The sequence below is a fragment of the Lysinibacillus sp. SGAir0095 genome (assembly GCF_005491425.1).
In the GTDB taxonomy this organism is placed as follows: Bacteria; Bacillota; Bacilli; order Bacillales_A; family Planococcaceae; genus Ureibacillus.
On record NZ_CP028083.1, the window covers coordinates 1,315,402 to 1,340,118 of the forward strand.

The 24,717-nt window shown below is 39.2% G+C and carries 18 protein-coding genes; 14 read left to right on the top strand and 4 right to left on the bottom strand.

Annotation, left to right across the window (positions count from 1 at the left end; genetic code table 11):
- Window positions 1–320: 320 nt before the first annotated feature.
- Window positions 321–1,604, bottom strand: coding sequence for an ABC transporter permease (locus C1N55_RS06455; RefSeq protein WP_137728063.1), 1,284 nt, complete (start codon window positions 1,602–1,604; stop codon window positions 321–323).
- The gene (locus tag C1N55_RS06460; RefSeq protein ID WP_137728064.1) at window positions 1,594–2,289 is read right to left on the bottom strand and encodes an ABC transporter ATP-binding protein; all 696 of its coding nucleotides are present in this window, start codon (window positions 2,287–2,289) and stop codon (window positions 1,594–1,596) included. Before C1N55_RS06460 ends, C1N55_RS06455 begins: the two co-directional genes overlap by 11 nt.
- A 430-nt stretch (window positions 2,290–2,719) precedes the next feature.
- Here C1N55_RS06460 and C1N55_RS06465 point away from each other — a divergent pair, with 430 nt between their 5' ends.
- The 6 genes from C1N55_RS06465 to dapA all read left to right on the top strand — a co-directional run bounded on the left by C1N55_RS06465 (window position 2,720) and on the right by dapA (window position 8,023).
- Window positions 2,720–3,946 carry a M16 family metallopeptidase gene (locus C1N55_RS06465; protein ID WP_137728065.1) on the top strand — a complete coding sequence of 409 codons (1,227 nt, stop codon included), beginning with the start codon at window positions 2,720–2,722 and terminating at the stop codon, window positions 3,944–3,946.
- 410 nt (window positions 3,947–4,356) lie between these two features.
- Entirely contained in the window at window positions 4,357–4,623 is a 267-nt protein-coding gene (locus tag C1N55_RS06470) for a YlmC/YmxH family sporulation protein (protein WP_137728066.1), read from the top strand.
- Window positions 4,624–5,406 carry a dipicolinate synthase subunit A gene (locus C1N55_RS06475; RefSeq protein ID WP_137728067.1) on the top strand — a complete coding sequence of 261 codons (783 nt, stop codon included), beginning with the start codon at window positions 4,624–4,626 and terminating at the stop codon, window positions 5,404–5,406.
- Window positions 5,400–5,984 (top strand): dipicolinate synthase subunit B, encoded by a 585-nt coding sequence (locus C1N55_RS06480; protein WP_137728068.1) that lies wholly within the window; start codon window positions 5,400–5,402, stop codon window positions 5,982–5,984. The genes C1N55_RS06475 and C1N55_RS06480 overlap by 7 nt, the downstream gene beginning before the upstream one ends.
- 85 nt (window positions 5,985–6,069) lie before the next feature.
- Complete coding sequence (locus C1N55_RS06485) at window positions 6,070–7,107, top strand: aspartate-semialdehyde dehydrogenase (RefSeq protein WP_137728069.1); 1,038 nt, start codon at window positions 6,070–6,072, stop codon at window positions 7,105–7,107.
- A 13-nt stretch (window positions 7,108–7,120) separates the two neighbouring features.
- On the top strand, window positions 7,121–8,023 hold the full coding sequence (dapA, locus tag C1N55_RS06490; protein ID WP_137728070.1) for a 4-hydroxy-tetrahydrodipicolinate synthase: 903 nt from the start codon (window positions 7,121–7,123) through the stop codon (window positions 8,021–8,023).
- A gap of 166 nt (window positions 8,024–8,189) precedes the next feature.
- Here the strand turns inward: dapA and C1N55_RS06495 are convergent, their stop codons facing one another.
- Both C1N55_RS06495 and C1N55_RS06500 read right to left on the bottom strand, forming a co-directional pair.
- Window positions 8,190–9,548 (bottom strand): IS1182 family transposase, encoded by a 1,359-nt coding sequence (locus C1N55_RS06495; protein WP_137727085.1) that lies wholly within the window; start codon window positions 9,546–9,548, stop codon window positions 8,190–8,192.
- 340 nt (window positions 9,549–9,888) lie between these two features.
- Window positions 9,889–10,731, bottom strand: coding sequence for a nuclease-related domain-containing protein (locus C1N55_RS06500; protein WP_137728071.1), 843 nt, complete (start codon window positions 10,729–10,731; stop codon window positions 9,889–9,891).
- A 1,059-nt stretch (window positions 10,732–11,790) separates the two neighbouring features.
- Between C1N55_RS06500 and C1N55_RS06505 the strand changes: the two genes are divergently transcribed.
- The 8 genes from C1N55_RS06505 to yfmF all read left to right on the top strand — a co-directional run bounded on the left by C1N55_RS06505 (window position 11,791) and on the right by yfmF (window position 24,712).
- On the top strand, window positions 11,791–13,458 hold the full coding sequence (locus C1N55_RS06505) for a ribonuclease J (protein ID WP_137728072.1): 1,668 nt from the start codon (window positions 11,791–11,793) through the stop codon (window positions 13,456–13,458).
- Between the two features lie 152 nt (window positions 13,459–13,610).
- Window positions 13,611–15,950 carry an FtsK/SpoIIIE family DNA translocase gene (locus C1N55_RS06510; protein WP_137728073.1) on the top strand — a complete coding sequence of 780 codons (2,340 nt, stop codon included), beginning with the start codon at window positions 13,611–13,613 and terminating at the stop codon, window positions 15,948–15,950.
- Window positions 15,951–16,118: 168 nt separating this feature from the next.
- Complete coding sequence (locus C1N55_RS06515; protein ID WP_137728074.1) at window positions 16,119–16,847, top strand: GntR family transcriptional regulator; 729 nt, start codon at window positions 16,119–16,121, stop codon at window positions 16,845–16,847.
- A gap of 54 nt (window positions 16,848–16,901) precedes the next feature.
- A complete protein-coding gene (locus tag C1N55_RS06520; RefSeq protein ID WP_137728075.1) occupies window positions 16,902–17,987 on the top strand; it encodes a BMP family lipoprotein in 1,086 nt (361 codons plus the stop codon).
- A 431-nt stretch (window positions 17,988–18,418) separates the two neighbouring features.
- Window positions 18,419–19,960, top strand: coding sequence for an ABC transporter ATP-binding protein (locus tag C1N55_RS06525; protein ID WP_137728076.1), 1,542 nt, complete (start codon window positions 18,419–18,421; stop codon window positions 19,958–19,960).
- Window positions 19,957–21,006 (top strand): ABC transporter permease, encoded by a 1,050-nt coding sequence (locus C1N55_RS06530; protein ID WP_137728077.1) that lies wholly within the window; start codon window positions 19,957–19,959, stop codon window positions 21,004–21,006. The genes C1N55_RS06525 and C1N55_RS06530 overlap by 4 nt, the downstream gene beginning before the upstream one ends.
- A 1-nt stretch (window position 21,007) precedes the next feature.
- A complete protein-coding gene (locus tag C1N55_RS06535) occupies window positions 21,008–21,967 on the top strand; it encodes an ABC transporter permease (RefSeq protein WP_137728078.1) in 960 nt (319 codons plus the stop codon).
- 1,482 nt (window positions 21,968–23,449) lie between these two features.
- Window positions 23,450–24,712, top strand: a complete 1,263-nt coding sequence (yfmF, locus tag C1N55_RS06540; protein ID WP_137728079.1) for an EF-P 5-aminopentanol modification-associated protein YfmF — start codon at window positions 23,450–23,452, stop codon at window positions 24,710–24,712.
- The last annotated feature ends 5 nt before the right edge of the window (window positions 24,713–24,717 follow it).

Below are 24,717 nucleotides of genomic sequence, written 5' to 3' on the forward strand. Positions count from 1 at the left end.
AGGAGTGTGAAGCACTTTCTAGGAGGATAAGCAGAGAAAAAAGTGCATCATAAGAAGGATGAGGCACTTTCACGTAAGATTTACGGTGTGAGAAATGTATCAGACGTAAGCGTTGCGGTGTGAGAAGTGCATCATAGGGAGTGTGAAGCACTTTTTGGAAGTAAAAGCAGAGAGAGGTACATCATATCTAGAATCAAACGCATTCTATAGCAACAAGCAACCGGGATGCTTTTCATAAGTGGGAACACAAACATAAAAGCCAAAAAGAGTCACCTCACAAAATCGGTCCTCAAACCGATTTCCAAGGTAACTCTCTCTAATTATAATTCTTGTCGCAAAGCTTGGATAACTTCAATTTTTGTTGCATTTCGGGCTGGTCGCAAGCCAGATAATATGGCGACTGCTAAACTAATGCCTCCTGCAATCACCACTAAACTCCATGGAATAAGAGAAAACGTAATCTCGTAAGATGACAAGTCTGCATCAGATAAAGCGAATGAGACTACATAAGGTAAAATCGCATTGGCAGCGAAACTAATCGCGTAAGAAACGATGATGGCTAAAGCAGTACCCAATACACCGATAAAAGTACTTTCCATTAAGAATAAGCGTTGAATTAATGAAGGTGAAGCACCGATTGCTTTTAAAACACCGATTTCGCGTGTTCTTTCTGTCACCGCCATCGTCATCGTATTGAAAATCCCGATGGAAGCAATGAGAATTGCGATAGTTCCAATAAAAATGAGTCCGATTTTAAAGATCAAGAAAAACATATCAAGCTCTTCTAATTGTTCGATTTGTGAATAGACTTGGTAATCTTCCGCTTTTAGGAGTTCCAATACAGGCATAACATTTTCGATAGAATCCACATAAATTTTAGTTGTAGGGTAGGTGATTAATTCAGGAAATAGGTCTAAAAGAGAATCACTAAATAGAATTTTTGAATCGCTATACCAATCATAGGAAGGTTCTTTTAGTATCCCGACAATCGTAAAAGTAGCCGGTTCCATATATTCCTGTGTGTTGTCATCGAATAGCTGCAGTGATACTTCCGTATTTAAAAGCTCGCCCTTATAGCCTACTTCTGACTCCTCATAATTAGCTTCCGATTCATCTACTTCCTTTGAATTATCTGCTATTTTAGCCAAGTCTGCTTCATTCAGCAAATTTTGTGCGTAATGATAGCCTACAACAATTTCATTGGCTTTTTCTGGTAAGCGACCTTCACTTAGGTCAGAAGGAAGTTGTTTTTGTGCTTCCATATCAACGATAGCAGCATTGCTTTCTCCTTCACGATCCTCCAAAGTTGTTTTCACCAAACCACTAATATCTGCTCTATTTAAGACAACATTAACATGCTCGATGTCTTCGATATAGGTTACATCTTCCTCTGAAAGCTTTTCATCACCCCAGAGTTCTATTTGGGTAATGGCTTCATCATTTAAGATTTCACTTTTCATCGTATGCTGAATGCCAAATCCAATCGAAGCCAAAACAATTAAAAAAGCACAGCCAATCATGGCAGCTAATACGGTCATGGTCACTCGGAGTTTATTTTTCTTCATATGTTGAAATACAAATTGGTATTGGTCTTTAAATAACATGGGTCATACCTCCAACTAGTACGCCATCTGTCATGCGAAATTGACGATTTGCAGTAGATGCAACTTCTTCGTCATGCGTGATGATGACAAACGTTAAATTTTCTTCCTGATTGAGCTTTTGGATGAGAGCTAAAATCTCTTGTTCGGTTTGGGAGTCAAGGCTACCTGTAGGCTCGTCCGCTAAAATAATCGGCGGGTTCGTGATTATCGCTCTTGCAATGGAAACACGCTGCTGTTGCCCTCCTGAAAGTTCATTTGGATAATGGTCGGCTACTTCTGTTAAACCTACTTTTTTCAGGATTTCAGAGACTTTTTTTTCACGAATTACGCTACTGATACCTTTTAACTTCAAAGGAAGCTCGATGTTTTCGAAGACCGTTTGTGCCGGAAGCAATTGAAAGTTTTGAAAGATAAATCCGAAATGATCTAGACGAAATGCGGCACTCTGCTTTTCGTTATAGCCGGCAATTTCAGTATTGTTCACCATAATTGACCCGGAATCGGGCTTCATAAAACCGGCAATAATCTGCAATAAAGTAGACTTCCCTGATCCACTTTTTCCGACAATGGCGATTATTTCTCCACGTTCTATGTGAAAGCTAATGCCTTTTAATACTTCAACCTTTTTCTCGCTGCCCTTCTTTCCAATTGAAAAGGTATGGTGCAGAGAATTCACTGTTATCATAAGTTTTCATTCCTTTGTTTATTGAGTTAACTTTATTGTAGCGATCGAATCTGAAGATATAGGAAGGACAATTCTTAAGAAATTCTTAAATCATTGTGAAAATATGAATACAAAAATAAAAGTTTCTAAGTTGAAGGTTCGAACAGTTTAGCATATGATTAATCAAATAAGCCATTATGATTTTGTGACTGACGCAAAGCTTTCGTCACAGTGGAAAGAAGTGTGACTGACGCAAAGCTTTCGTCACAGTGAAAAGAAGTGTGACTGACGCAAAGCTTTCGTCACAGTGAAAAGAAGTGTGACTGACGCAAAGCTTTCGTCACAGTGAAAAGAAGTGTGACTGACGCAAAGTTTCGTCACAGCGAAAAGAAGTGCGACTGGCACAGGCTTTCGTCGCTGTAAAAGAATTTTAGATAGGTGAGGGGAAAATTTGGTTACAGTTTATACTTGTCAAAACGGTGTTCGAATTGTTTCGGAGGAGATTCCTCATGTTCGATCCATCTCAGTGGGTATCTGGGTGGGGGCAGGCTCCCGATTCGAAATGCCTGAAGAAAACGGGATTACACATTTTATTGAACATATGTTGTTTAAAGGGACGAAAACTAGATCGGCTAGACAAATCGCTGAAGAGTTTGACCGCATCGGTGGGGAAATAAATGCCTTTACTTCAAAGGAAAATACATGCTATTACGCAAAAGTTTTGGATCATCATGGAGAATTAGCTGTTTCGATTTTAGCGGATATGTTTTTCAATTCTACTTTTGATGGGAACGAACTAGACAAAGAACGTCAAGTGGTTCTGGAAGAAATCCTCATGAGTGAGGATGCACCAGATGACGATGTTCATGAACAATTATGGCGTGTCATGTATCCAACAGATGCTTTGGGACTACCAATTTTGGGGACGAATACAACGCTCTCAACCTTTACGGCTGACACAATTTGTAATTATATGGAAAAGCATTATTGCCCAGAAAATATTGTCATATCAGTTGCCGGGAATGTGACGAAGGATTTACTTTTACATATAGAAAAGCTTTTTGGTAGCTATGAACGTTCCAAAAAAGCGGTTGAAACAACCCTGACAAATCCAGCATTCCATTCTGGCAAATTTGTAAAAGAACGAGATGTAGAACAATCGCATCTTGCTATTTCCTATCCTGCAATAGGCGTAATGGATCCAAAGTTAAATAGCTTTATCGCATTAAATAATATTGTTGGGGGGAATATGTCCTCTCGACTATTCCAGGAAGTAAGAGAAGAGCGCGGATTAGCCTACACGATATACTCATATCAATCCTGTTATGCCGATGTGGGTGCATTTACTATTTATGGAAGCACAAACAATCAGCAACTTTCCATCATGCATGATACCATTAATGATACATTGCAGAAAGTGCGATTAAATGGAATAACGGATACAGAGCTCTTTAACGCGAAAGAACAGCTGAAAGGAAGCTTTGTTTTAGGATTGGAAGGGACCAATTCGCGAATGAGCCGAAATGGACGAAATGAGCTCATCCATGGCAGCCATAAATCAATTGATGAAATCATTTCGGAAATTGACGAAGTTTCAATGGATAAAGTAAATGAACTGATCCATTCAATCTTATCAGTAGATCCCGCCATCTCCATTATCGGGCAAGGGGTAAAATAAGTAAGACGGTTGGCTTCTATACTATATAGGAGACAACCGTTTTTTACTTTAATATTGAACTTTTCTCGCTGGTATTGACGAAAATTATGTTTTTCTAAGGGGATTAGTAATAATGTGCAGGTCCCGTTAAGTAAATTAATATATCTGACATACTTTTTGTAGTAATAAAATGGATATCGTTTAACCAATAACTGCCCCAAAATCGTATTTTAATAACCTCTAAAATGCTCTAGATCTACAAAATGAAATTACCATAAATAACCACAAATATAATACACCCCTTTAAAAAATTTAATATCGAAAACTACAAATAAAAGAAAGACCTCTGTCATGATGGAGTTTTGAAAAAAGGGGCACCAACAATTCTGGCGTTGCATATAGTAACAATAAGCTCATGGAGGAGGGAAAACATGCTGCTATCGGAGCTTGCGGAGAAGGAATTAATTGAAATGGAAAATGGTGTGAGGTATGGCTATTTATCTGAAACGGAATGTCTTTTTGATCCAAAATCCGGCAAAATTTTTGGATTCGAACTACATGAACAATCTGCAAAAATGCCATTTCAGAAGAAAAAAGCAACGGCACCATTATTTATTCCTTGGGAAGAAATTCATCTGATTGGCGAAGATCGAATTTTATTCCACCGAACATCATCAAAAAGAAGGCAGTTTGACTAAATGACTGAAGAGAAGTGGCTCGTTGTAGGTACAGATATGCGCATGAAAGTGTTAGCGAAAAATCTAAGCAATGATCATCGAACGGTTTATTATAAAAATTTAACAGAATGGGATGAAGAGCTTAACAAGACAGTTCTTGAGTTTCATCCTGATTTTGTTGTGCTGCCCATTCATCCACTACCAGTTAAAGTTCCTGTGGTAGTAGGACTTTCCAAGGCGGTCCTGTTTGCTGGAAAGTTAAACGAAGAGTGGCGGGAAATTTTAAAAGAAAACGAAATTCATAACTATTTGGAAGATGAAGGATTTATATGGCACAATGCGGTGTTAACGGCAGAAGCATTTGTATCTGGTTTTTATAATACGAAAAGAGCAATTATGGGAAAGAAATTCATCATTACCGGTTTTGGTCGAGTGGCGAAAATGGTTGCACATATTTTGAGAAGCATCGGGGCTGAGGTTTGTATCGCGGTGCGTTCTAATGTGCAATTGAATGAAGCCAAGGCATTCCGTTATGAAGCTGTGGATTTATATGAAGTTGGAGAAATCAAAGGAGATTTCTTTATTAACACAATTCCTGCAAAATGGCTGGATGAACAATTTAACGAGAAAATCTCAATACCAATATACGATTTAGCCTCCTATCCAGGGTGTTTACAAGATGGTATTAGTAGAAAGCAGTATGAACTGTTGCCTGCATTGCCAGGAAAGTTTTTCCCTGAAGATGCTGGAAATGTACTATATGAATCAATTGTTGAACAATTAAGGAGGAGACACACTTGCTAGAAGGTAAAAGAATTGGGCTAGGGATAACAGCATCCCACTGTACGTATGAGGATGTAATTCCAAAAATTGAGAACTTCACAAAAGTGGGAGCGAAGGTTGTTCCGATTATTACACATTCGGTGTTAACAGCTGCAACGCGATTTGGTACAGGAGAAGAATGGATTCAAAAAATCGAGGCACTAACTGGAGAGAAAGTTGTTTCCTCGATTTTAGAGGCGGAGCCATTCGGACCGAAAAACCCATTAGATTGTATGGTAATTGCACCGATGACAGGAAATTCCATTAGTAAATTTGCCAATGCTTCAACAGATAGCCCTGTTTTAATGGCGGCTAAGGCTACTCTGCGTAATGGATCACCGGTTGTATTAGGTATTTCAACAAATGATGCCCTTGGGTTAAACGGTGTCAACATTATGAAGCTCATGAACTCCAAGAATATTTACTTTATTCCATTTGGTCAAGATGATCCAAATAACAAACCCAATTCATTAATCTCCGACTTCACTAAAATGGTGGAAACAGTTGAGCATGCCATTCATCATAAAAAACAACTGCAACCTCTATTGATTCAATATTGAAATAACTAAAAATTCTAACACAAATAGTCCTTTTTATGATACAATTTTCAACATTATGTTATTTGTATTTGAGGAGAGATGAGTTATGGCAAAAGAATTGACAGTTGCAATTGTAGGTGCAACAGGAGCAGTAGGAACACAAATGAAAGAACAACTATTAAAACGTAATTTCCCAATTAAACATATAAAATTTTTAGCTTCTGCCCGTTCTGCTGGAACAGAAATCGAATTTGGCGATAAAACGTATACAATCGAAGAAGCAACACCAGAGGCCTTTGAAGGAGTAAATGTTGCCTTATTCTCGGCTGGTGGTTCAGTTTCAGCGAAATTAGCTCCAGAAGCTGCAAAGCGTGGGGCAGTGGTAATCGACAACACTAGTCACTTCCGCATGGATCCAAATGTACCTTTAGTTGTACCTGAAGTAAACCGTGAAGACTTGAAAAATCATAACGGCATTATTGCCAACCCAAACTGTTCAACGATCCAAATGGTTGTTGCACTACAACCCATTCGCGAACAATTTGGTTTAACAAATGTCATTGTTTCGACTTATCAAGCAGTATCAGGTTCAGGTGTTTCGGCAGTTGAAGAACTACGCGCGCAAAGTGCCGAGTGGGATGCTGGTAAAAACGTTGAGGCAAACATCCTTCCAGCAAAATCAGACAAAAAACACTATCCGATTGCACGTAATGTCATTCCGCAAATTGACGTATTTACGGAAAATGGCTTTACATACGAAGAAATGAAGATGATCAACGAAACGAAAAAGATCATGCACATGCCTAATTTACCAGTAGCAGCAACATGTGTACGTGTTCCAGTAGTTTCAGGACATTCAGAATCTGTTTTTATTGAAGTGGAAAAAGAAGTTAGCGTGGAAGAAATCTTTAATGTGTTAAGAAATGCTCCAGGCATTGTTCTACAAGATGATATTTCAACGCAAGACTACCCAATGCCTTTATTTGTTGAAGGGGAAGATCCAGTTTACGTTGGCCGTATTCGCCAAGACCTGTCAAACAAAAAAGGATTCCATTTATGGATCGTATCAGATAACTTACTAAAAGGTGCAGCTTTAAACTCAATTCAAATTGCCGAAAGCATGTTAGAGGATAATTTACTCTAAGGGGTGTTTTAAAGTGGATTTAGGTCGAGTTGCTACTGCCATGATTACCCCATTTTACGATAATGGAGCTATTAATTATGAAGTAGCAGAGCGAGTAATTGAGCACTTAATTCTAAATGGTACAGATACAATTGTGGTATGTGGAACGACAGGTGAAACGCCAACATTATCAATAGAAGAAAAAAGAGCCTTTATCGACTTTACCATTAAAAAGGTCAATAAACGCATTCCAGTGATTGCTGGTGTTGGCTATAACGACACTTCGTACACAATTGAAGCAACAAAAGTGGTTGAAGCATTCGGTGCTGACGGCATCATGGTCGTGGCACCTTTCTATAACAAGCCAAACCAAAGAGGCATTTACGCACATTTTGAAGCCGTTGCGAAAACAACGGAACTCCCGATTGTTGTGTACAATGTCCCAGCACGCACAGGTGTCAACATTTCAGCTGACACGACCATTGCTTTAAGTAAAATTCCAAATATCCGAATTATCAAAGAAGCAAGCGGTAGTTTGGAGCAAATGACTGAAATTCTGAGTGGCGTTCCCAAGGATACCTTTGTATACAGTGGAGACGACGCCTTAACACTGCCGCTAGTGTCAATTGGGGGCAAAGGGGTCATTTCCGTGGCCTCTCATGTCATCGGAAACGAAATACAGGAAATGATTCGCGCCTATGAAGATGGCCAACACAAAATTGCGCACGCATACCACCAAGCCATGCTACCACTAGCCAAACAATTATTCGTAGATCCAAACCCAGTCCCAGTAAAATACGCACTAAGCAAACTAGGCTTCCCGGTCGAACACGTAAGACTCCCTCTAGTCGAGATGCTAGACGAAGACAAAAAGAAATACGACCAAATTTGGGAAGAGTTCCAAGCGAAACTAAGCGAAATCAAGAGTCACTCGTAATGAGTGATGGTAGGATAGGGAAAGCAAACACTGCGGTGTTTGCTTCAGATTGTCGACAAAAGGCCTTCAGAATGGTCACATTCTGGAAGCCTTTTGTATTTTTTGAGATTCTTTTGGGTATTTTTTAGTCCGATTTTAGTCAAAAGTACTCTTCGAGTATTATAATTTAGACCATTTCTGGAGCTTGCCATGTCCAATTGGCAAGCTTCTTTAAATTCATGGCAGCAAAAGTAAGCATCGCCTGCATGGACAATTTTTTAATCCCTCGTAGGGTTGTCCAGCGCATACCATGCTTCTCTTTCGCATCCGCAAAGACACGTTCAATCGTCTCTTTACGTCTCGCATATATTTGTTTGGTCTCGTTTTGATGACGAAGATGATCCGCTTCCTCTACATATTCTGCCCAAATATGACGCTCAATGATTTTCCGGTGATCTTTACTATTCGTACATTGAGTAAGCAAAGGACAGGTTGCACATTGAGAAGGGTTTGATTTGTACTGGCGTTTACCTTCTTTAGTGGTAGTCGAATATTTAAGAACTTGCCCTTCCGGACAAAGGTAGCAATCATAGTACTCGTCATATACATAATCGTGTTTCCGTAAAAATCCATCCTTCGTTTTTGGACGTGTATAAGGGAGTGCAGGTTGAATCTCTTGGTCAAATAAGAATTTAGTAATCGCAGGAGTTTTATAAGCAGCATCGGCAGCAACAGCAAGTGGCTTCTTCACTTTATCCATAATCTTTTCAACAAGTGGCTGAAGCATATGACTATCATGAACATTCCCAGGTGTCACAATCGATCCAAGTATAAATCCATACCGATCAGCTGCAGCATGGAATGAATAAGCAAACTGTTTGGTTCTTTCATCTTTTACATAGTATCCACTTTCAGGATCTGTCGTACTTTGCTTAATTTCCTTCACTTCTTCTTTTTCAAATTTATCAGGTGGAAATGGCTTCTTCCCGTGATCGATACGATCTTGATTCAATTCTTCTTGAAGTTTGGCTTCATATGCACGAGTCTCTTTACGGACAATCTTCTTTTCGAATTTACGTTTATTCGCACTGGCTTTTACATGAGTTGAATCGATGAAGACATGGTCAGCACTTAGTAATCCCTTATCTGCAATTTCTTTAAGAATACGATAGAAAATCTGTTCAAAGATATCAGTATCTTGGAATCGACGTTCATAATTTTTACCGAAGGTAGAAAAGTGCGGGATTTCTGAATGAAAGCCAAACCCTAAAAACCAGCGATATGCCATATTGGTTTCAATTTCTTTTATTGTCTGACGCATTGAACGAATTCCAAATACATATTGCACAAATGTCATTTTAATTAATACAACTGGATCTACACTAGGTCTACCTAGGGTAGAATACAGTGGTTCTACCAGTGGATAGATGAAAGAAAAATCAATAGCTGACTCAAGCTTTCTGACAAGATGATTCTGTGGTACAAGTTGTTCAATTGTAATCATCTCAATTTGATCCCGTTCATTTATTTGATTTTTCGACATCATATCCAATCACCTCAACCTATATTTAGAAACTAGTTGATTGTAGTGTAGGCGGTGACTCCTGCGGGACAAGCGTGACGGCCGATACCCCGCAGGAGCACAGCGACGAGGAGGATTGGGCCACGCCCGCGGAAAGCTTCCGCCGAAACGGAAATCAACTAACTCTATTTTCAAAAGCAATTATCTAATCTATATTTTATAAGAAAAAAGACTGTAGGCAAACTCGAAAATTCGAGTTTGTCTACAGTCTGAAGCAAACACTGCGGTGTTTGCTTTTTTTTGTGTTTGCGGTGAAGTATTATTTAGTAGAAGATGCTGTGAGAAAAAAGGAATAATGTTGGGGTTATTCGTAATAAGTCCATTGGCGTACTCCAAATTGTTTGAAGTTCCTTTGTAGGATTTTTTGTATTCTTCTTTTTTGGGGAATGACTGTACACCATTCATACATCTGGTTAGTTGTAATTTTTTTATGAGGAAAAAGTAACCTAAATTCTTTTATATTCCGTACCACAGCTGTTTCAACTAATTCTTCATTTCCACATGATGTACAAATACATTTCATGCCATTAATTTTTGTGATAAAAGAATAGCAATTTGAACATAAAATTCCTTTTCGTAATAGTTGAAAGTCAAATGAAGGAATTTGTTTAATATTGCTCTCTTCAATATGTAGCGATACTAACTTCTCAGCTAGTTTTTTATGTTGATTTTTTAACTTTGATGGTTGGGAACTAAGGGTACTTATAAAGCGTTGAAGTTGAGTTGGAAAGATAAAAGGTTTGTCCGGGGGCGCCTGATACAGTGTAAAACTGGGGTTAATAAAAATAACGAATGATTGAATTGGGATTGTATAGTTGAGTTTGTTTAATAATTGACTTAACAAAGATTCACTTCGGGTTAATTGAATTAAAGGATTGGATATTTCTAATTGATCTTTCATAAATAAGCGATCTGATTTGTAATAAAAATCTCCAACATAATTTTTAATTTCGAGAAGATAGATAAGGTTGTTTGTGAGAAGTAGAGTATCAATTTGAAATGTTTGACTATTTGTTTTAAGTAGTAAATCATTCAAAACTAAACAATCATTTACGAGGTTGCTGGTCAAGACATCAAATTTAAGTTCTCCCTCAAAACCCTTACTTAGATTAGAGTAGTTTTGCTGTTCGAATTTAGATAACTGCATTCGTTGCGTTAGTGACCTTAAAATTAATAATTCATGTGGTTCGGTTCTAGACTTGTATATCAGATTTCCTCATCCTTTCGTAGTATTATTACTAACATTTTAACTTATGAGTTAGTAAATTTCTATTATAATTCTAAATAATCTAACTAGATGAGAGAATATATGAATTTAAACCATATTATTGAAGAATATGACACTGAATTAAAGTATTAGGTGAATGAAGCACTTTTAGGATGAAGAATGAGCAAGAGAAGTACATCATAAACGGAATGAAGCACTTTTGGGATGAGGAATGAGCAAGAGAAGTACATCATAAGTGGAATGAAGCACTTTTAGGATGAAGAATAAGCAAGAGAAGTACATCATAAGGGGAATGAAGCACTTTTAGGATGAGGAATGAGCAAGAGAAGTACATCATAAGTGGGATGAAGCACTTTTAGAATGAGGAATGAACAAGAGAAGTACATCATAAACGGAATGAAGCACTTTTAGGATGAGGAATGAGCAAGAGAAGTACATCATAAACGGAATGAAGCACTTTTGGGATGAAGAATGAGCAAGAGAAGTACATCATAAGTGGAATGAAGCACTTTTAGGATGAAGAATAAGCAAGAGAAGTACATCATAAGTGGAATGAAGCACTTTTAGGATGAAGAATGAGCAAGAGAAGTACATCATAAGGGGAATGAAGCACTTTTAGGATGAGGAATGAGCAAGAGAAGTACAACATAAGTGGAATGAAGCACTTTTTGAATGAAAATAACAATGTAATAACCAAGAAAACAACATGGACAGGTAGGTTAAGCCCTACTGAGATTAAGAACACTATGCCAAACCCTTATACAGTATCTCGTTTCCGGCTCTAAAGTTTCTGAGAAGCAAACAGCATTCCCTTCACCCCCACCAAATTCCTCCCTCCCGATCCTGACCACCAACCCCTCAATCTCCCGCCAATCCCATACTTTGTAAAAATTTCGCTTTTTTATTTGTGCTTCATGCAACGACACCGTATAATGAGTTATAAGTGGTTGCGTTCGGGATATTATAGGAGGAAATCAAGTGACTAAGACTAAAAATGAAGTAATCCGAGTAATCCCTCTTGGTGGGGTTGGAGAAATCGGGAAATCGATGTATGTAATTGAAATCGATGACGAACTTTTCATTGTGGACAGCGGCTTAATGTTCCCAGAAGATGAAATGCTTGGAATCGATATTGTCATTCCAGATATTACATACTTAGAAGAAAATAAAGAGCGTGTGAAAGGGATCTTCCTAACACACGGACATGAAGATGCAATTGGTTCAATTGCATACGTATTACAGAAAATTAAAGCACCCGTATATGGTTCAAAACTGACGATTGCTTTAGCGAAAGAGCATTTAAAAGATTTGCCAGTTTCACAGCCTGTGAAATTTTTCGAAGTAACAAATAAAAGCCGTATGAACTTTAACTCGACATACGTAACATTCTTCCATACGACACACAGTATTCCGGACTCATTAGGAATCGTGTTCCATACATCTGAAGGGGCAATCGTTCATACTGGCGAATTTAAATTCGATCAGTCAGCGAAGGGCAAATTTAGACCGGATATTGCGAAAATGGCGCAGTTGGGTGAAGAGGGCGTATTTATCTTGCTTTCTGAATCGACAGAAGCAGAGCGACCAGGTCATACGACTAGTGAAGTTGTGATTGAAGAAAAACTGACGAAATACTTCCATGCAGCACCTGCACGTATACTGGTTGCCGTGTATGCATCGAATTTTATTCGCATTCAACAAGTATTCAATCATGCACAAGAATCAGGACGAAAAGTGGCTGTTGTTGGGAAAAGCCTAGAAAAAGTGATCGATATCGGTTTAAATCTTGGCTACTTAACAGTGGAGGAAAATACACTGATCCCTGTCAACACAATCCAAAAGCATCCGGATGAGAATTTGATTATCCTGGTGACAAGTAATCAAGGTGAACCACTTGAAGCGATCGATAAAATTGTTCGTAAACAGCATCGTGATATCCGCATTAAAGATACGGACACTGTGTTAATTACGTTTACCCCTTCACCGGGGATGGAAGTGCAAATGGGAACAGCGATGAACAATCTTGCCAAGGCAGGAGCGAACGTGCTGGCAGCGGATAAAAAAATTCATGTTTCAGGTCATGGTAGTCAAGAAGATCTAAAAATGATGCTGAATCTTATGAAGCCAAAATACTTTATCCCTATACAAGGCGAGTACAGAATGTTAATTGCCCATTCAAAGCTTGCACAACAAGTGGGTATGAAAAAATCTCAAATCTTTATCGCCGACAAAGGGGATATCGTCGAATACAAAAATGGTAAAATGCGAATGAGTGGCCGTGTTCAAGCAGGCAATGTCTTAATTGACGGAATCGGTGTAGGGGACGTAGGAAACATCGTCTTGAGAGATCGTAAATTATTATCTCAAGATGGAATTTTCATCGTCGTCGTTACATTGAATCGTGGACAAAAAAGAATTGCATCTGGCCCAGAAATTTTATCGCGCGGATTTGTTTATGTGCGTGAGTCAGAGGAGTTAATCCTTGAAGCTACTGAACTTGCACGAACTGTTATTGAAAAGTATGTAAATAAAGATACATTTGAATGGACAAACATTAAACAAGAAATCCGTGATACACTAAATGCTTATTTATTCCAAAAAACAAAGCGCCGCCCAATGATTATCCCAATAATTATGGAATACTAAGCGAAAGACTAAGGTGCGTTGTAGACAATAAAATAAGTTTTTCCTTATGAAAAGTGAGGAACTGTCACAACAAAAAGGATTTTCTTAACCGTCACAGGTCGAGGAAATCCTTTTTGTCTTCAAGAAGAAGTATAAGTAAAGAGGTGAATCGAATGGCAGATAAAAAAACAAAAGCCAAAAAAGGACTACATCCATTAGCATATGAAATTATTGGGTTATTATTAATTGGTTTTGCCATAATCATCTTTTTTGAATATGGGGTAGTCGGAAGAACAATCCAAACCGTTTCTATGTTTTTATTTGGCAACCTGCATGTTGTTGTACCGTTCTTTTCGGTACTGATTGCCGTACTATTAATGATTAACAGAGAAGGAATTGGCTTTACAGACCGCATAGTCCAAGGCTCGCTTTTAATTGTCTGTAGTTTAGCGATTTTTAGCCATAGTGTGCTTTTTGAAGAATTGTATAATAGCAACAAATTACTATCAGACTCCGTCATCCGTGAAACTTGGCGATTATTAATTGACATGGAAGGGATCGAAGCCCGTAGCAGTGCTATAGGTGGGGGAATGGTAGGGGCATTGCTTTTTAGTATGTTCCATATTCTATTTGACTCGGCCGGAGCGAAAATTGCGGCATGGTTCTTATTCTTTATCGGCCTGATTTTAATCACTGGAAAAGCGCTTGTGCCGATATTGGTTGAAAATGCACCCAAATGGAAAAAGAAATTTCCGCGCAGAAAACGAAGAGCAAAGCCCGTTGTCAAGGATGAGAAAAAGCCAAGACGCTCTCGAACAAAAGATGAACCGGTTTCCGATGAAATTGCGGCAACATCTGCTGAGCCTGCTCGTGGGAAGAAAAAACGAAAACCCAAACCAGAACCTGTTGTGGAAGAGTTCATAGAGGATGAGGAGGACGATTTCGATGAAGAACCAATCATTTCGGCCTTCACCCAACATATTCAGCCTGCTCCAGCACAAATTACGATAAAAGAAGAAGAGCCGGTTGTTGAAGATAAAACAAATATCGATGAAGTCATTCAAAGAGCGGTAGAAACCAATGTTGAAAATGTTGATTATCGACTACCTTCCATGGATTTGTTACTATTGCCTCCAGCTTATGACCAAAGTGGCGAATATTCCGTCATTCAAGCTAACGCGAAAAAGCTGGAACAAACCTTCTTGAGCTTTGGTGTAAAAGCAAAAGTAACACAAGTTCACCTTGGTCCAGCGGTAACAAAATATGAGGTTATGCCGGATGTCGGAGTGAAAGTAAGTAAGATTGTAAGCTTGCAAGATGACTTAGCCCTAGCGCTTGCTGCAAAGGATATCCGTATGGAGGCACCGATTCCAGGGAAATCTGCTATTGGGATTGAAGTGCCCAATAGTGAAATTGCGATGGTTACATTGCGTGAGGTGCTTGAAGCCAAAGAGAATAATAAACCAGATTCCAAGCTGTTAATTGGATTTGGCCGTGATATTACTGGACAAGCAATCCTTGCTGAATTAAACAAAATGCCTCACTTACTAGTGGCAGGTTCTACTGGTAGTGGTAAATCGGTCTGTATCAACGGGATTATTGTTTCGATTTTGATGCGTGCAGCGCCACATGAAGTAAAGATGATGTTAATTGACCCGAAAATGGTTGAGTTAAATGTCTATAATGGGATTCCACATCTGCTGGCACCGGTTGTAACGGATGCACGAAAAGCATCACAAGCATTACAAAAAGTCGTTTCTGAAATGGAAAGACGTTATGATTTATTCTCGCATACAGGTACAAGAAATATTAAAGGCTATAACGATTATATTGAAAAACACAACAGAGAAACCGAAGAAAAACAACCAAAATTACCCTATATTGTGGTAATTATCGATGAGTTAGCTGACTTAATGATGGTAGCGTCGCATGATGTTGAGGATTCGATTACTCGACTGGCACAAATGGCTCGTGCTGCCGGAATTCATCTAATTATCGCGACACAGCGTCCTTCAGTGGATGTCATTACAGGTGTCATTAAAGCGAATATTCCTTCAAGAATCGCTTTTGCTGTATCATCTGCTATTGATTCGCGCACAATACTTGATATGGGCGGTGCTGAACGGTTACTTGGAAGAGGAGATATGCTATTCCTTCCAGCTGGTTCTTCTAAACCAATACGTGTTCAGGGGTCATTCTTATCAGACGAAGAGGTTGAAGAAGTAGTGGACTTTGTTATAGAACAACAAAAGGCACAGTATGACGAAACGATGATTCCAACGGATGAACCGGAAAAATCATTTGAGGAAGAAACGGACGATTTATATGATGATGCTGTTCAGCTAGTTGTTGAAATGCAGACGGCTTCGGTCTCTATGCTGCAAAGACGCTTTAGAATTGGCTATTCCAGAGCTGCTCGTATTGTAGATCAGATGGAAGTTCGAGGTGTAGTCGGTCCACCGGATGGAAGTCGTCCTAGACAAGTTTTATATGATAAAGCCAATGTAGAATAATGGTTAATGCTGTAAATTACATGGTGTTGTTATAAATTTTATGCCTATTACACAACAGATTTTTTTTTTTACTATTTTCATTATTCGAGAAAAATGGTATATTATGAATCGATTAGTAGGAATGTTCAACATCAGATGTCTGATCTTGTGTGTATGGTGGTGATGAAATTGTCTATAAAAACAGATCATCGTCATTTATATCTCCAAGTGATTGATCGATTAAAGGCGGATATTGAAAAGGGAATCTATCGTGAAAACGAAAAATTGCCATCAGAATTCGAACTATCGAAAAAGCTTGGAATAAGTCGAGCAACTCTTCGTGAAGCGCTTCGGCTATTGGAAGAGGAAAATATTATCGTCAGACGTCATGGTGTAGGGACATTTGTTAATCCAAAGCCTGTATTTACATCAGGTATTGAACAATTATCAAGTATCTCCTCCATGATCGAAAATGCTGGAATGACACCAGGTACTCGTCTTTTAGATGTAACCGAAAGTAATCCAACAGATGATGATGTCACACGCTTCCAATGTGACAAGGATGACCAAGTATTAACAATTGAACGTGTTAGAACTGCTGATGGAGAGCCAGTTGTTTATTGTCTAGACAAAGTACTAGCTAAACATCTTCCAGCTGATTATGTTCAAAACAGGAAAGTATCCATTTTCTCGTCGCTTGAACAAGCGGGTGATATCCATGTTGCTTATGCAGTCACTTACATAGATCCAGTAGGCTATCATGAACAAGTATCACCAATCTTGAATTGCGGTCGAGAAACAGCATTGCTCGTGTTAAAGCAACTTCATTATGATGATAATGATCGAGTTGTTCTTTATTCTAAGAACTACTTCAGAGCTGATAAATTCAGCTTCCATGTAATTCGAAAACGGGTGTAGAACATTTCTGAAGAAAGATTCCTGCTAATTACAAATCTTTGGGGGGTAACACAGATGAAAAAACGTAAATTTGGTTTAGCTCTTGCTTCAATCTTTGCGGCTGGATCAATCCTTGCTGCTTGTGGCGGAGGCGAAGAGAAAGAAGACGCAAAAACTTCGGATTCTGGTAACACTACGGAAGAAACTTCTAATTTCTCAGTAGCTATGGTAACTGATACAGGTGGGGTTGATGACAAATCATTCAACCAATCTACTTGGGAAGGTATCAAAGCTTTTGGTGAAGAAAACGGTCTTAAACAAGGTGATGGTGGGTTTGACTACCTACAATCAGCAGCAGAATCTGATTATGTAACTAACTTAAATAGCTTAATTCGTCGTGATTTCGACTTAGTATTCGCAGTAGGTTTTGCATTACACAATGCTGTAGCAGAAATTGCTGACCAACAACCGGAAGCAAAAATTGCTATTATCGATGAAGTAGTAGCTGACAAAGAAAACGTAGCTTCAATTATGTTCCGTGCTAACGAAGCATCTTACCTTGCTGGTGTAGCAGCAGCCCTAGAAACGAAATCTGGTAAAATCGGTTTCATCGGTGGTATGACTGGTGAAATTATCGGTGGATTCCAAGCTGGTTTCGAAGCTGGTGTAGCAGCAGTTAACCCTGATATCGTAGTTGACGTAGAATATGCAGAAAGTTTCACTGATGCTGCAAAAGGTCAACAAATTGCAAAAAGAATGTATGATTCTGGTGTAGACATTATCTTCCACGCAGCTGGTGGTGTAGGTAACGGTTTATTCACAGAAGCGAAAGAACGTAAACAAAAAGATCCAAATGCTAACGTATGGGCAATCGGTGTTGACCGTGACCAATATGATGAAGGACAGGTTGATGCTGAAACAAACATCATGTTAACTTCTGTATTAAAACGTGTTGACGTTGCAGCTCAAGAAGTTGCTAAACTTGCTATGGAAGATAAATTCCCAGGCGGAGAAACAATCACTTACGGTTTATCTGACGGTGGTGTTGACTTAGCTGATGCTCGTGGTGCTATTTCTGAAGAGACTTTAGCAAAAGTTGAAGAATATAAACAACAAATCATCGATGGTGAAGTAACAGTTCCAGAACAACCAGAAAAATAATCATCAAGATTGATCATGAAGGCTAGCTTTGCTAGTCTTCATGTTTTGTAATCTACAAATCGTGTAAATTTTCAGGAAACTCAAAATTGGTTTAAAAGTCGAATTTAGAACAGTACGGAAAACAAGTTTAGTCAGTAAGGTGATTGTATTTTTAATTTTCAGAATAAAGAAATTTGTGAAAGCGTTTTTTATGGAAAGCCTTGTCAGTACTGAATTAATAGATGAAAGGTTTGAATTTAGCAAAATTTACATAGAATCACCATCTTAAATTAAAACCTTTCTTGTGTTAATTTATATAAAACACTAGTAATCTATTTTCATACTGGTAACCAATCGTGAGTACGGAAATCAGAATGAAAGTACCTCAGATTTTGCTTAACTAACGAAATCTGTTTCCCAAATAATAAAAAGTGTCCAAGGGAGTGAACACATTGGAATATGTAATTGAAATGCTTGGAATCCGTAAGCAATTTGGGGATTTTGTAGCCAATGATAACATCACCCTTCAACTTAAAAAAGGCGAGATTCATGCACTTCTTGGTGAGAATGGTGCAGGGAAATCTACGTTGATGAATGTACTCTTCGGGTTATACCAACCTGAAGCCGGAACAATACGCGTTCGAGGGAAGGAAGTAAAAATTACTGACCCGAATGTTGCCAATAAGCTAGGTATTGGGATGGTCCATCAACACTTTATGTTAGTTGAAAATTTCACGGTGACGGAAAACATCATTCTTGGTAGTGAACCTACGAAGATGGGGTCCATCAACATTAAAGATGCAGCAAAGAAAGTACAAGAACTTTCTGAAAAGTATAGCTTAAATGTTGATCCATACGCGAAAATTGAAGATATTTCAGTTGGGATGCAACAACGTGTAGAAATTTTGAAAACGCTCTATCGTGGAGCAGACATGATTATCTTCGATGAACCAACAGCTTCATTAACACCACAAGAAATAACAGAACTTATGCAAATTATGAAACGCCTGATCGAAGAAGGGAAGTCAATCATCTTAATTACGCATAAGTTAAAAGAAATTATGGAAGTATCTGACCGAGTAACTGTCATCCGCAAAGGTCAAGGAATTGGCACTGTTACAACTGCAGAAACGAATCCAACAGAACTTGCTGAGCTAATGGTAGGTCGTCAAGTTGTGTTTAAAACTGAAAAAATTGCTCCTAATCCAAAAGAAGTAGTTCTACAGGTCGATTCACTGACAGTTGCAGATAACCGTGGGATTGACAAGGTAAAAAATTTAAACCTAACAGTTCGTGCAGGTGAAATCGTAGGGATTGCCGGTATCGATGGAAATGGTCAATCAGAGCTAATCGAAGCGATTACTGGACTTCGTAAAGTGAAAAACGGAAATATCAAGTTAAACGGTAAAGACATCACTGGCTTAAAACCAAGAAAAATTACGGAATCTGGCGTAGGACATATTCCTCAGGACCGTCATAAGCATGGACTAGTGTTAGATTTCCCGATTGGTCACAATATCTCATTACAAACGTACTATAAACAGCCAATTTCGAAAAATGGCGTTATTGATTATAAGAAAGTGAATGAGTTTGCCCGTACGATTATTGAGCAATATGATGTTCGTTCAGGTGAAGGGGAAATGTCGATGGCCCGCTCACTTTCGGGTGGTAACCAACAAAAAGCCATTATCGGTCGTGAAGTAGAACGTAATCCAGATTTACTAATTGCAGCTCTACCAACTCGAGGTCTTGATGTTGGAGCGATTGAGTTTATTCATAGACGCTTAATCGAACAACGTGATAAAGGAAAAGCCGTTTTATTAATTTCATTCGAACTAGATGAAGTAATGAACGTTTCCGATCAAATTGCCGTAATTTATGATGGTTATATTATTGACACAGTAAGTCCAGAAGAAACGAATGAGCAAGAACTAGGACTATTGATGGCAGGACAATCGTTACAAGACAACAATAAGGTAGGTGGCTCTCAATGAGTAAACGAGTAGTGAATATACTCGTGCCACTGATCTCGATTCTTTTAGGTTTAATCATTGGGGCTATCGTAATGGCAGTTAGTGGTTTTAACCCAATTGATGGATATGTGGCATTATGGAACGGTATCTTTATGGATACTTATACGATGGGTGAAACGGTTCGCCAAATTACACCTTATGTATTCTCAGGTTTGGCTGTTGCCTTTGCCTTCCGTACAGGGCTATTCAACATTGGTGTTGAAGGTCAGTTAATTATGGGATGGCTTGCAGCGGCTTATGTAGGACAGGCTTTTGAACTGCCAGCAGTTGTGCACGTTCCATTAGCTTTAATCGCTGCAGCCGCAGCTGGTGCTTTATGGGCCTTCATTCCTGGTTTGTTGAAAGCGAAATTACAGGTCCACGAAGTTATCGTGACAATTATGATGAACTACACAGCATTGCATGTAGCGAATGCATTAATTGGCGTGATTTCTGGTGGGGAAGAGCGTACAGAAAGAATTCATGAATCGGCCTCTTTACGTTCTGAATTCTTAGAAACAATGACAGATTACTCACGTATGCACTGGGGATTCGTCATTGCTTTAATAGCAGTAATGATTATGTGGTTCATTCTACAAAAAACTACGCTTGGCTATGAGCTGAAAGCAGTAGGATTTAACAAAAATGCATCCGAATATGCAGGGATGAATGTTAACAAGAACATTATTTTAGCCATGGTTATTTCTGGTGCTTTCGCAGGACTTGGTGGTGCGATGGAAGCACTAGGTACATTTGAAAATATGTCGAAACTACATGCCGCTACAGGTATTGGATTTGACGGGATTGCGGTTGCCTTACTAGGTGCCAACCAACCATTTGGAGTTCTTTTAGGAGCGATTCTATTTGGTGCACTGAAAAATGGTGGTTTAAATATGCCAAGTGAAGCAGGCGTTCCAACAGAAATCGTTTCGATTGTCATTGCGCTAATTATCTTCTTTGTAGCTTCAGGTTACATCATTCGCGTGGCGCTAGAACGATTTGGTAAAAAGAGAAAGGAGGAAAAATAACATGAGCTTTTTAGAAGTGCTATATTTTATTATTCCTTCTGCCATCTTCTATGCAGCACCATTAATCTTAACGGCAATCGGTGGTGTATTCACTGAGAGATCAGGGGTTGTCAACATCGGTCTTGAGGGAATCATGATTGCTGGTGCAGCGAGTAGTATTATCTTTAACTTAACATTTGCCGATCAATTAGGTAACGCAACGCCTTGGGTTGGACTAATTGTCGCAATGGTATTTGGTATTGTTTTATCATCAATCCTGGCTGTTGCTGCCGTATCTCTACGTGCTGACCAAACCGTTTCGGGTGTTGCCCTTAACCTATTAGGTCTTGCGGTTGCAGTATTCACAGTAAAATTGATCTATGATAAAGGTCAAACAGACTCAATTACAGAACGTTTCTCTCGTTTTGATATTCCACTATTAAGTGATATCCCGATCTTAGGAAAGATGTTCTTTGTCGACGTATATGCAACATCTATTCTAGCAATCGCGGTTGCTATTATTGCTTGGTATATTATTTATAAAACACCATTTGGCTTACGTTTAAGAGCTGTAGGGGAACACCCAATGGCAGCGGACACTATGGGTGTAAATGTCACTAAAATGCGTTATGTTGCTGTCATGATTTCCGGTGCACTTGGTGGTATCGGTGGTGCCATTTACGCACAAGCTATCTCTGGGAATTTTGGAGCATCGACAATCAGTGGACAAGGATTCATGGCCATCGCGGCAATGATCTTCGGTAAATGGCATCCACTAGGTGCTTTAGGTGCTGCACTATTCTTCGGATTCGCACAAGCACTAAGTGTGGCGGGTGGTTCAATTCCTTACGTTCAAGACGTACCTAAGATTTTCTTATTAATCTTGCCATACGTTTTAACAATCCTAGCGCTGGCTGGATTCATCGGAAAAGCCCACGCACCAAAAGCAAGTGGTGTCCCATACGTAAAAGGCAAACGCTAATTTTGTCCGATTTATCGGGCGGGCTACCAATCGTTTGATGCAGGATAATAAATAGATAGAACGTCTCCTCCAGAGTTTTGGGGGAGACGTTTTTTTGTTTTGTGGAAGTTGGAGCTGGATTGTGTTTCTTCATGAGTTAAATGCGTTTTCTTGCAAGCGAGTGAATATACAACGATGAGGGATTTCGTGGCGAATATGGAGTAGGAAGGGAGTGAGAAGTCCATGAGTATAGGTTTCGTGGACAATGAAGAGCATGGAAGAGTTTGGGAAGTCCACGATAAGAGGTCTCGTGGACAATGAAGAGCATGGAAGAGTGTTTAAAGCCCACGAGAAGGCATCTCGTGGACAATAAAGAGCAAGAAAGAGAGTTTAAAGTCCACGAGAAGAGGTCTCGTGGACAATGAAGAGCAAGATAGAGAGTGAGAAGTCCACGATAAGAGGTTTCGTGGACAATGAAGAGCATGGAAGAGTGTGGGAAGTCCACGATAAGAGGTCTCGTGGACAATAAAGAGCAAGAAAGAGAGTGAGAAGTCCACGATAAGAGGTCTCGTGGACAATAAAGAGCATGGAAGAGTGTGGGAAGTCCACGATAAGAGGTTTCGTGGACAATGAAGAGCATGGAAGAGTTTGGGAAGTCCACGATAAGAGGTCACGTGGACAATAAAGAGTAAGAAAGAGAGTTTGTAGTCCACGATAAGAGGTTTCGTGGACAATAAAGGTTAAGAAAGAGTGTGAGAAGTCCACGATAAGAGGTCTCGTGGACAATGAAGAGCAAGAAAGAGAGTTTAAAGTCCACGACAAGAGGTCTCGTGGACAATAAAGAGCAAGAAAGAGAGTTTAAAGTCCACGATAAGAGGATTCGTGGACAATAAAGAGTAAGAAAGAGAGTTTAAAGTCCACGAGAAGAGGATTCGTGGACAATAAAGAGTAAGAAAGAGAGTTTAAAGTCCACGAGAAGGCATCTCATGGACAATAAAGAGCATGGAAGAGTGTGGGAAGTCCACGATAAGAGGATTCGTGGACAATGAAGAGCATGGAAGATTGTGGGAAGTCCACGATAAGAGGTCTCATGGACAATAAACAGCAAGAAAGAGAGTGAGAAGTCCACGAAAAGAGGTCTCGTGGACAATAAAGAGTAAGAAAGAGAGTTTAAAGTCCACGACAAGGTATCTCATTAACAATAAAACAGCAAGAAAGAGAATGAGAAGTCCACGACTATTTAGATTAATCCGTCAACCAATTCCAACAAAAATTCCCCTATGCTCGCTACTTTCATGCATTAAACCAACCGTGTCGGGTAAAATTATTAAATGGAGACGAGATAAGAAAGAAATTGGATTATTTTTGCATAAACACCAATTCTACATGTATAGTAGTACTATCACTGTTTTTCCTGTCCCGCCACTCAATATGGGACTATCAACCTAGTTGAATAAACACTCAGTGTGCGCTTAGCCACTGATGACGATCGGAGGAATTTTTTTGTTTTTATCGACACAAATCGCAGAGGGTGTAAACCTGCATATTCGACAAACGACACAATTTAAAACTGTGAGTTTTTCAATAAAATTTAGAGCCCCACTAGATCAACAATCCGCTGCCGAACGAGCAGTTCTTTCAAATGTTCTTCAGCATAGTAATGGGAAATTTAAAAAATCGGCCGAATTCCGAAGCTATTTAGATGATTTATTTGGTACGGTTCTTTATTTTGATGCGTCGAAACGCGGAAGTGAACATACACTTCTATTAAATGTAGAGACTGTAAACGATCAATATCTTCAACAAAACAAAGTCTTCAATGAGGTATTAGACCTTATTAATACAGCCATCTTTGAGCCGAACCTTGAAAATGGAGCGTTTGTCCCATCGATTGTAGAGCGTGAAAAAGAAATGGTGATTCAACGTATCCAATCCATTTTCGATGATAAAACACGTTATGCGCAGCACCGTTTGACGCAAATCATTCGTCCAAATCACCCTGCTTCAATTTCGGCAAATGGGACAATTGAAACAGTAAAGCAGATTACGCCTGAATCCTTGACGAAAACCTATGAAACGATGATTAATGAAGATCGAATCGACATCTATGTTGTAGGTGATATCGACGTGGAAGCTGTTCAAAAGAAATTAACGGAGGCACTTCCATTCAAGGACCGTACACCGAAGCAAATACAGCAAGAAACAAATGAGTCAAAACCAGAAAAAGAATATACAAAAGAACAGCAGGAGATGAAGCAAGGGAAGCTGCATATCGGCTTTAGTACTCCAGTGCGATTTGGTGATGAAGACTATGCGAAGATGCAAATTTTCAATGGCGTATTCGGTGGTTACGCCCACTCGAAGCTGTTTATGAATGTTCGTGAAAAAGAAAGCTTGGCTTACTATGCTTCGAGCTCTTATAATTCCCAATACGGCCTTGTTTATGTTGTTTCGGGGATTGAGCCTTCAAACGAAAAAAAGGCAATCGACGTAATTAATGAACAGCTGGCAGCCATGAAAAATGGGGAAATTACCGACCTGGAACTATCCCAAACAAAAGCAATGCTCGTAAACCAACTAAAAGAAACGCTTGATCTTGCACGTGGGCAGATCGAGATTTTCGACCAATATAAAAACCTAAATGAAACCTTCTCGGTTGATACTTGGAAGGAACGCTGGAATCAAGTGACTAAAGAAGACGTGCAAAAAATGGCTTCTCAAATACAGTTAGAAGCAGTTTATTTCTTATGTGGGAAGGAGGCCTAAATCGT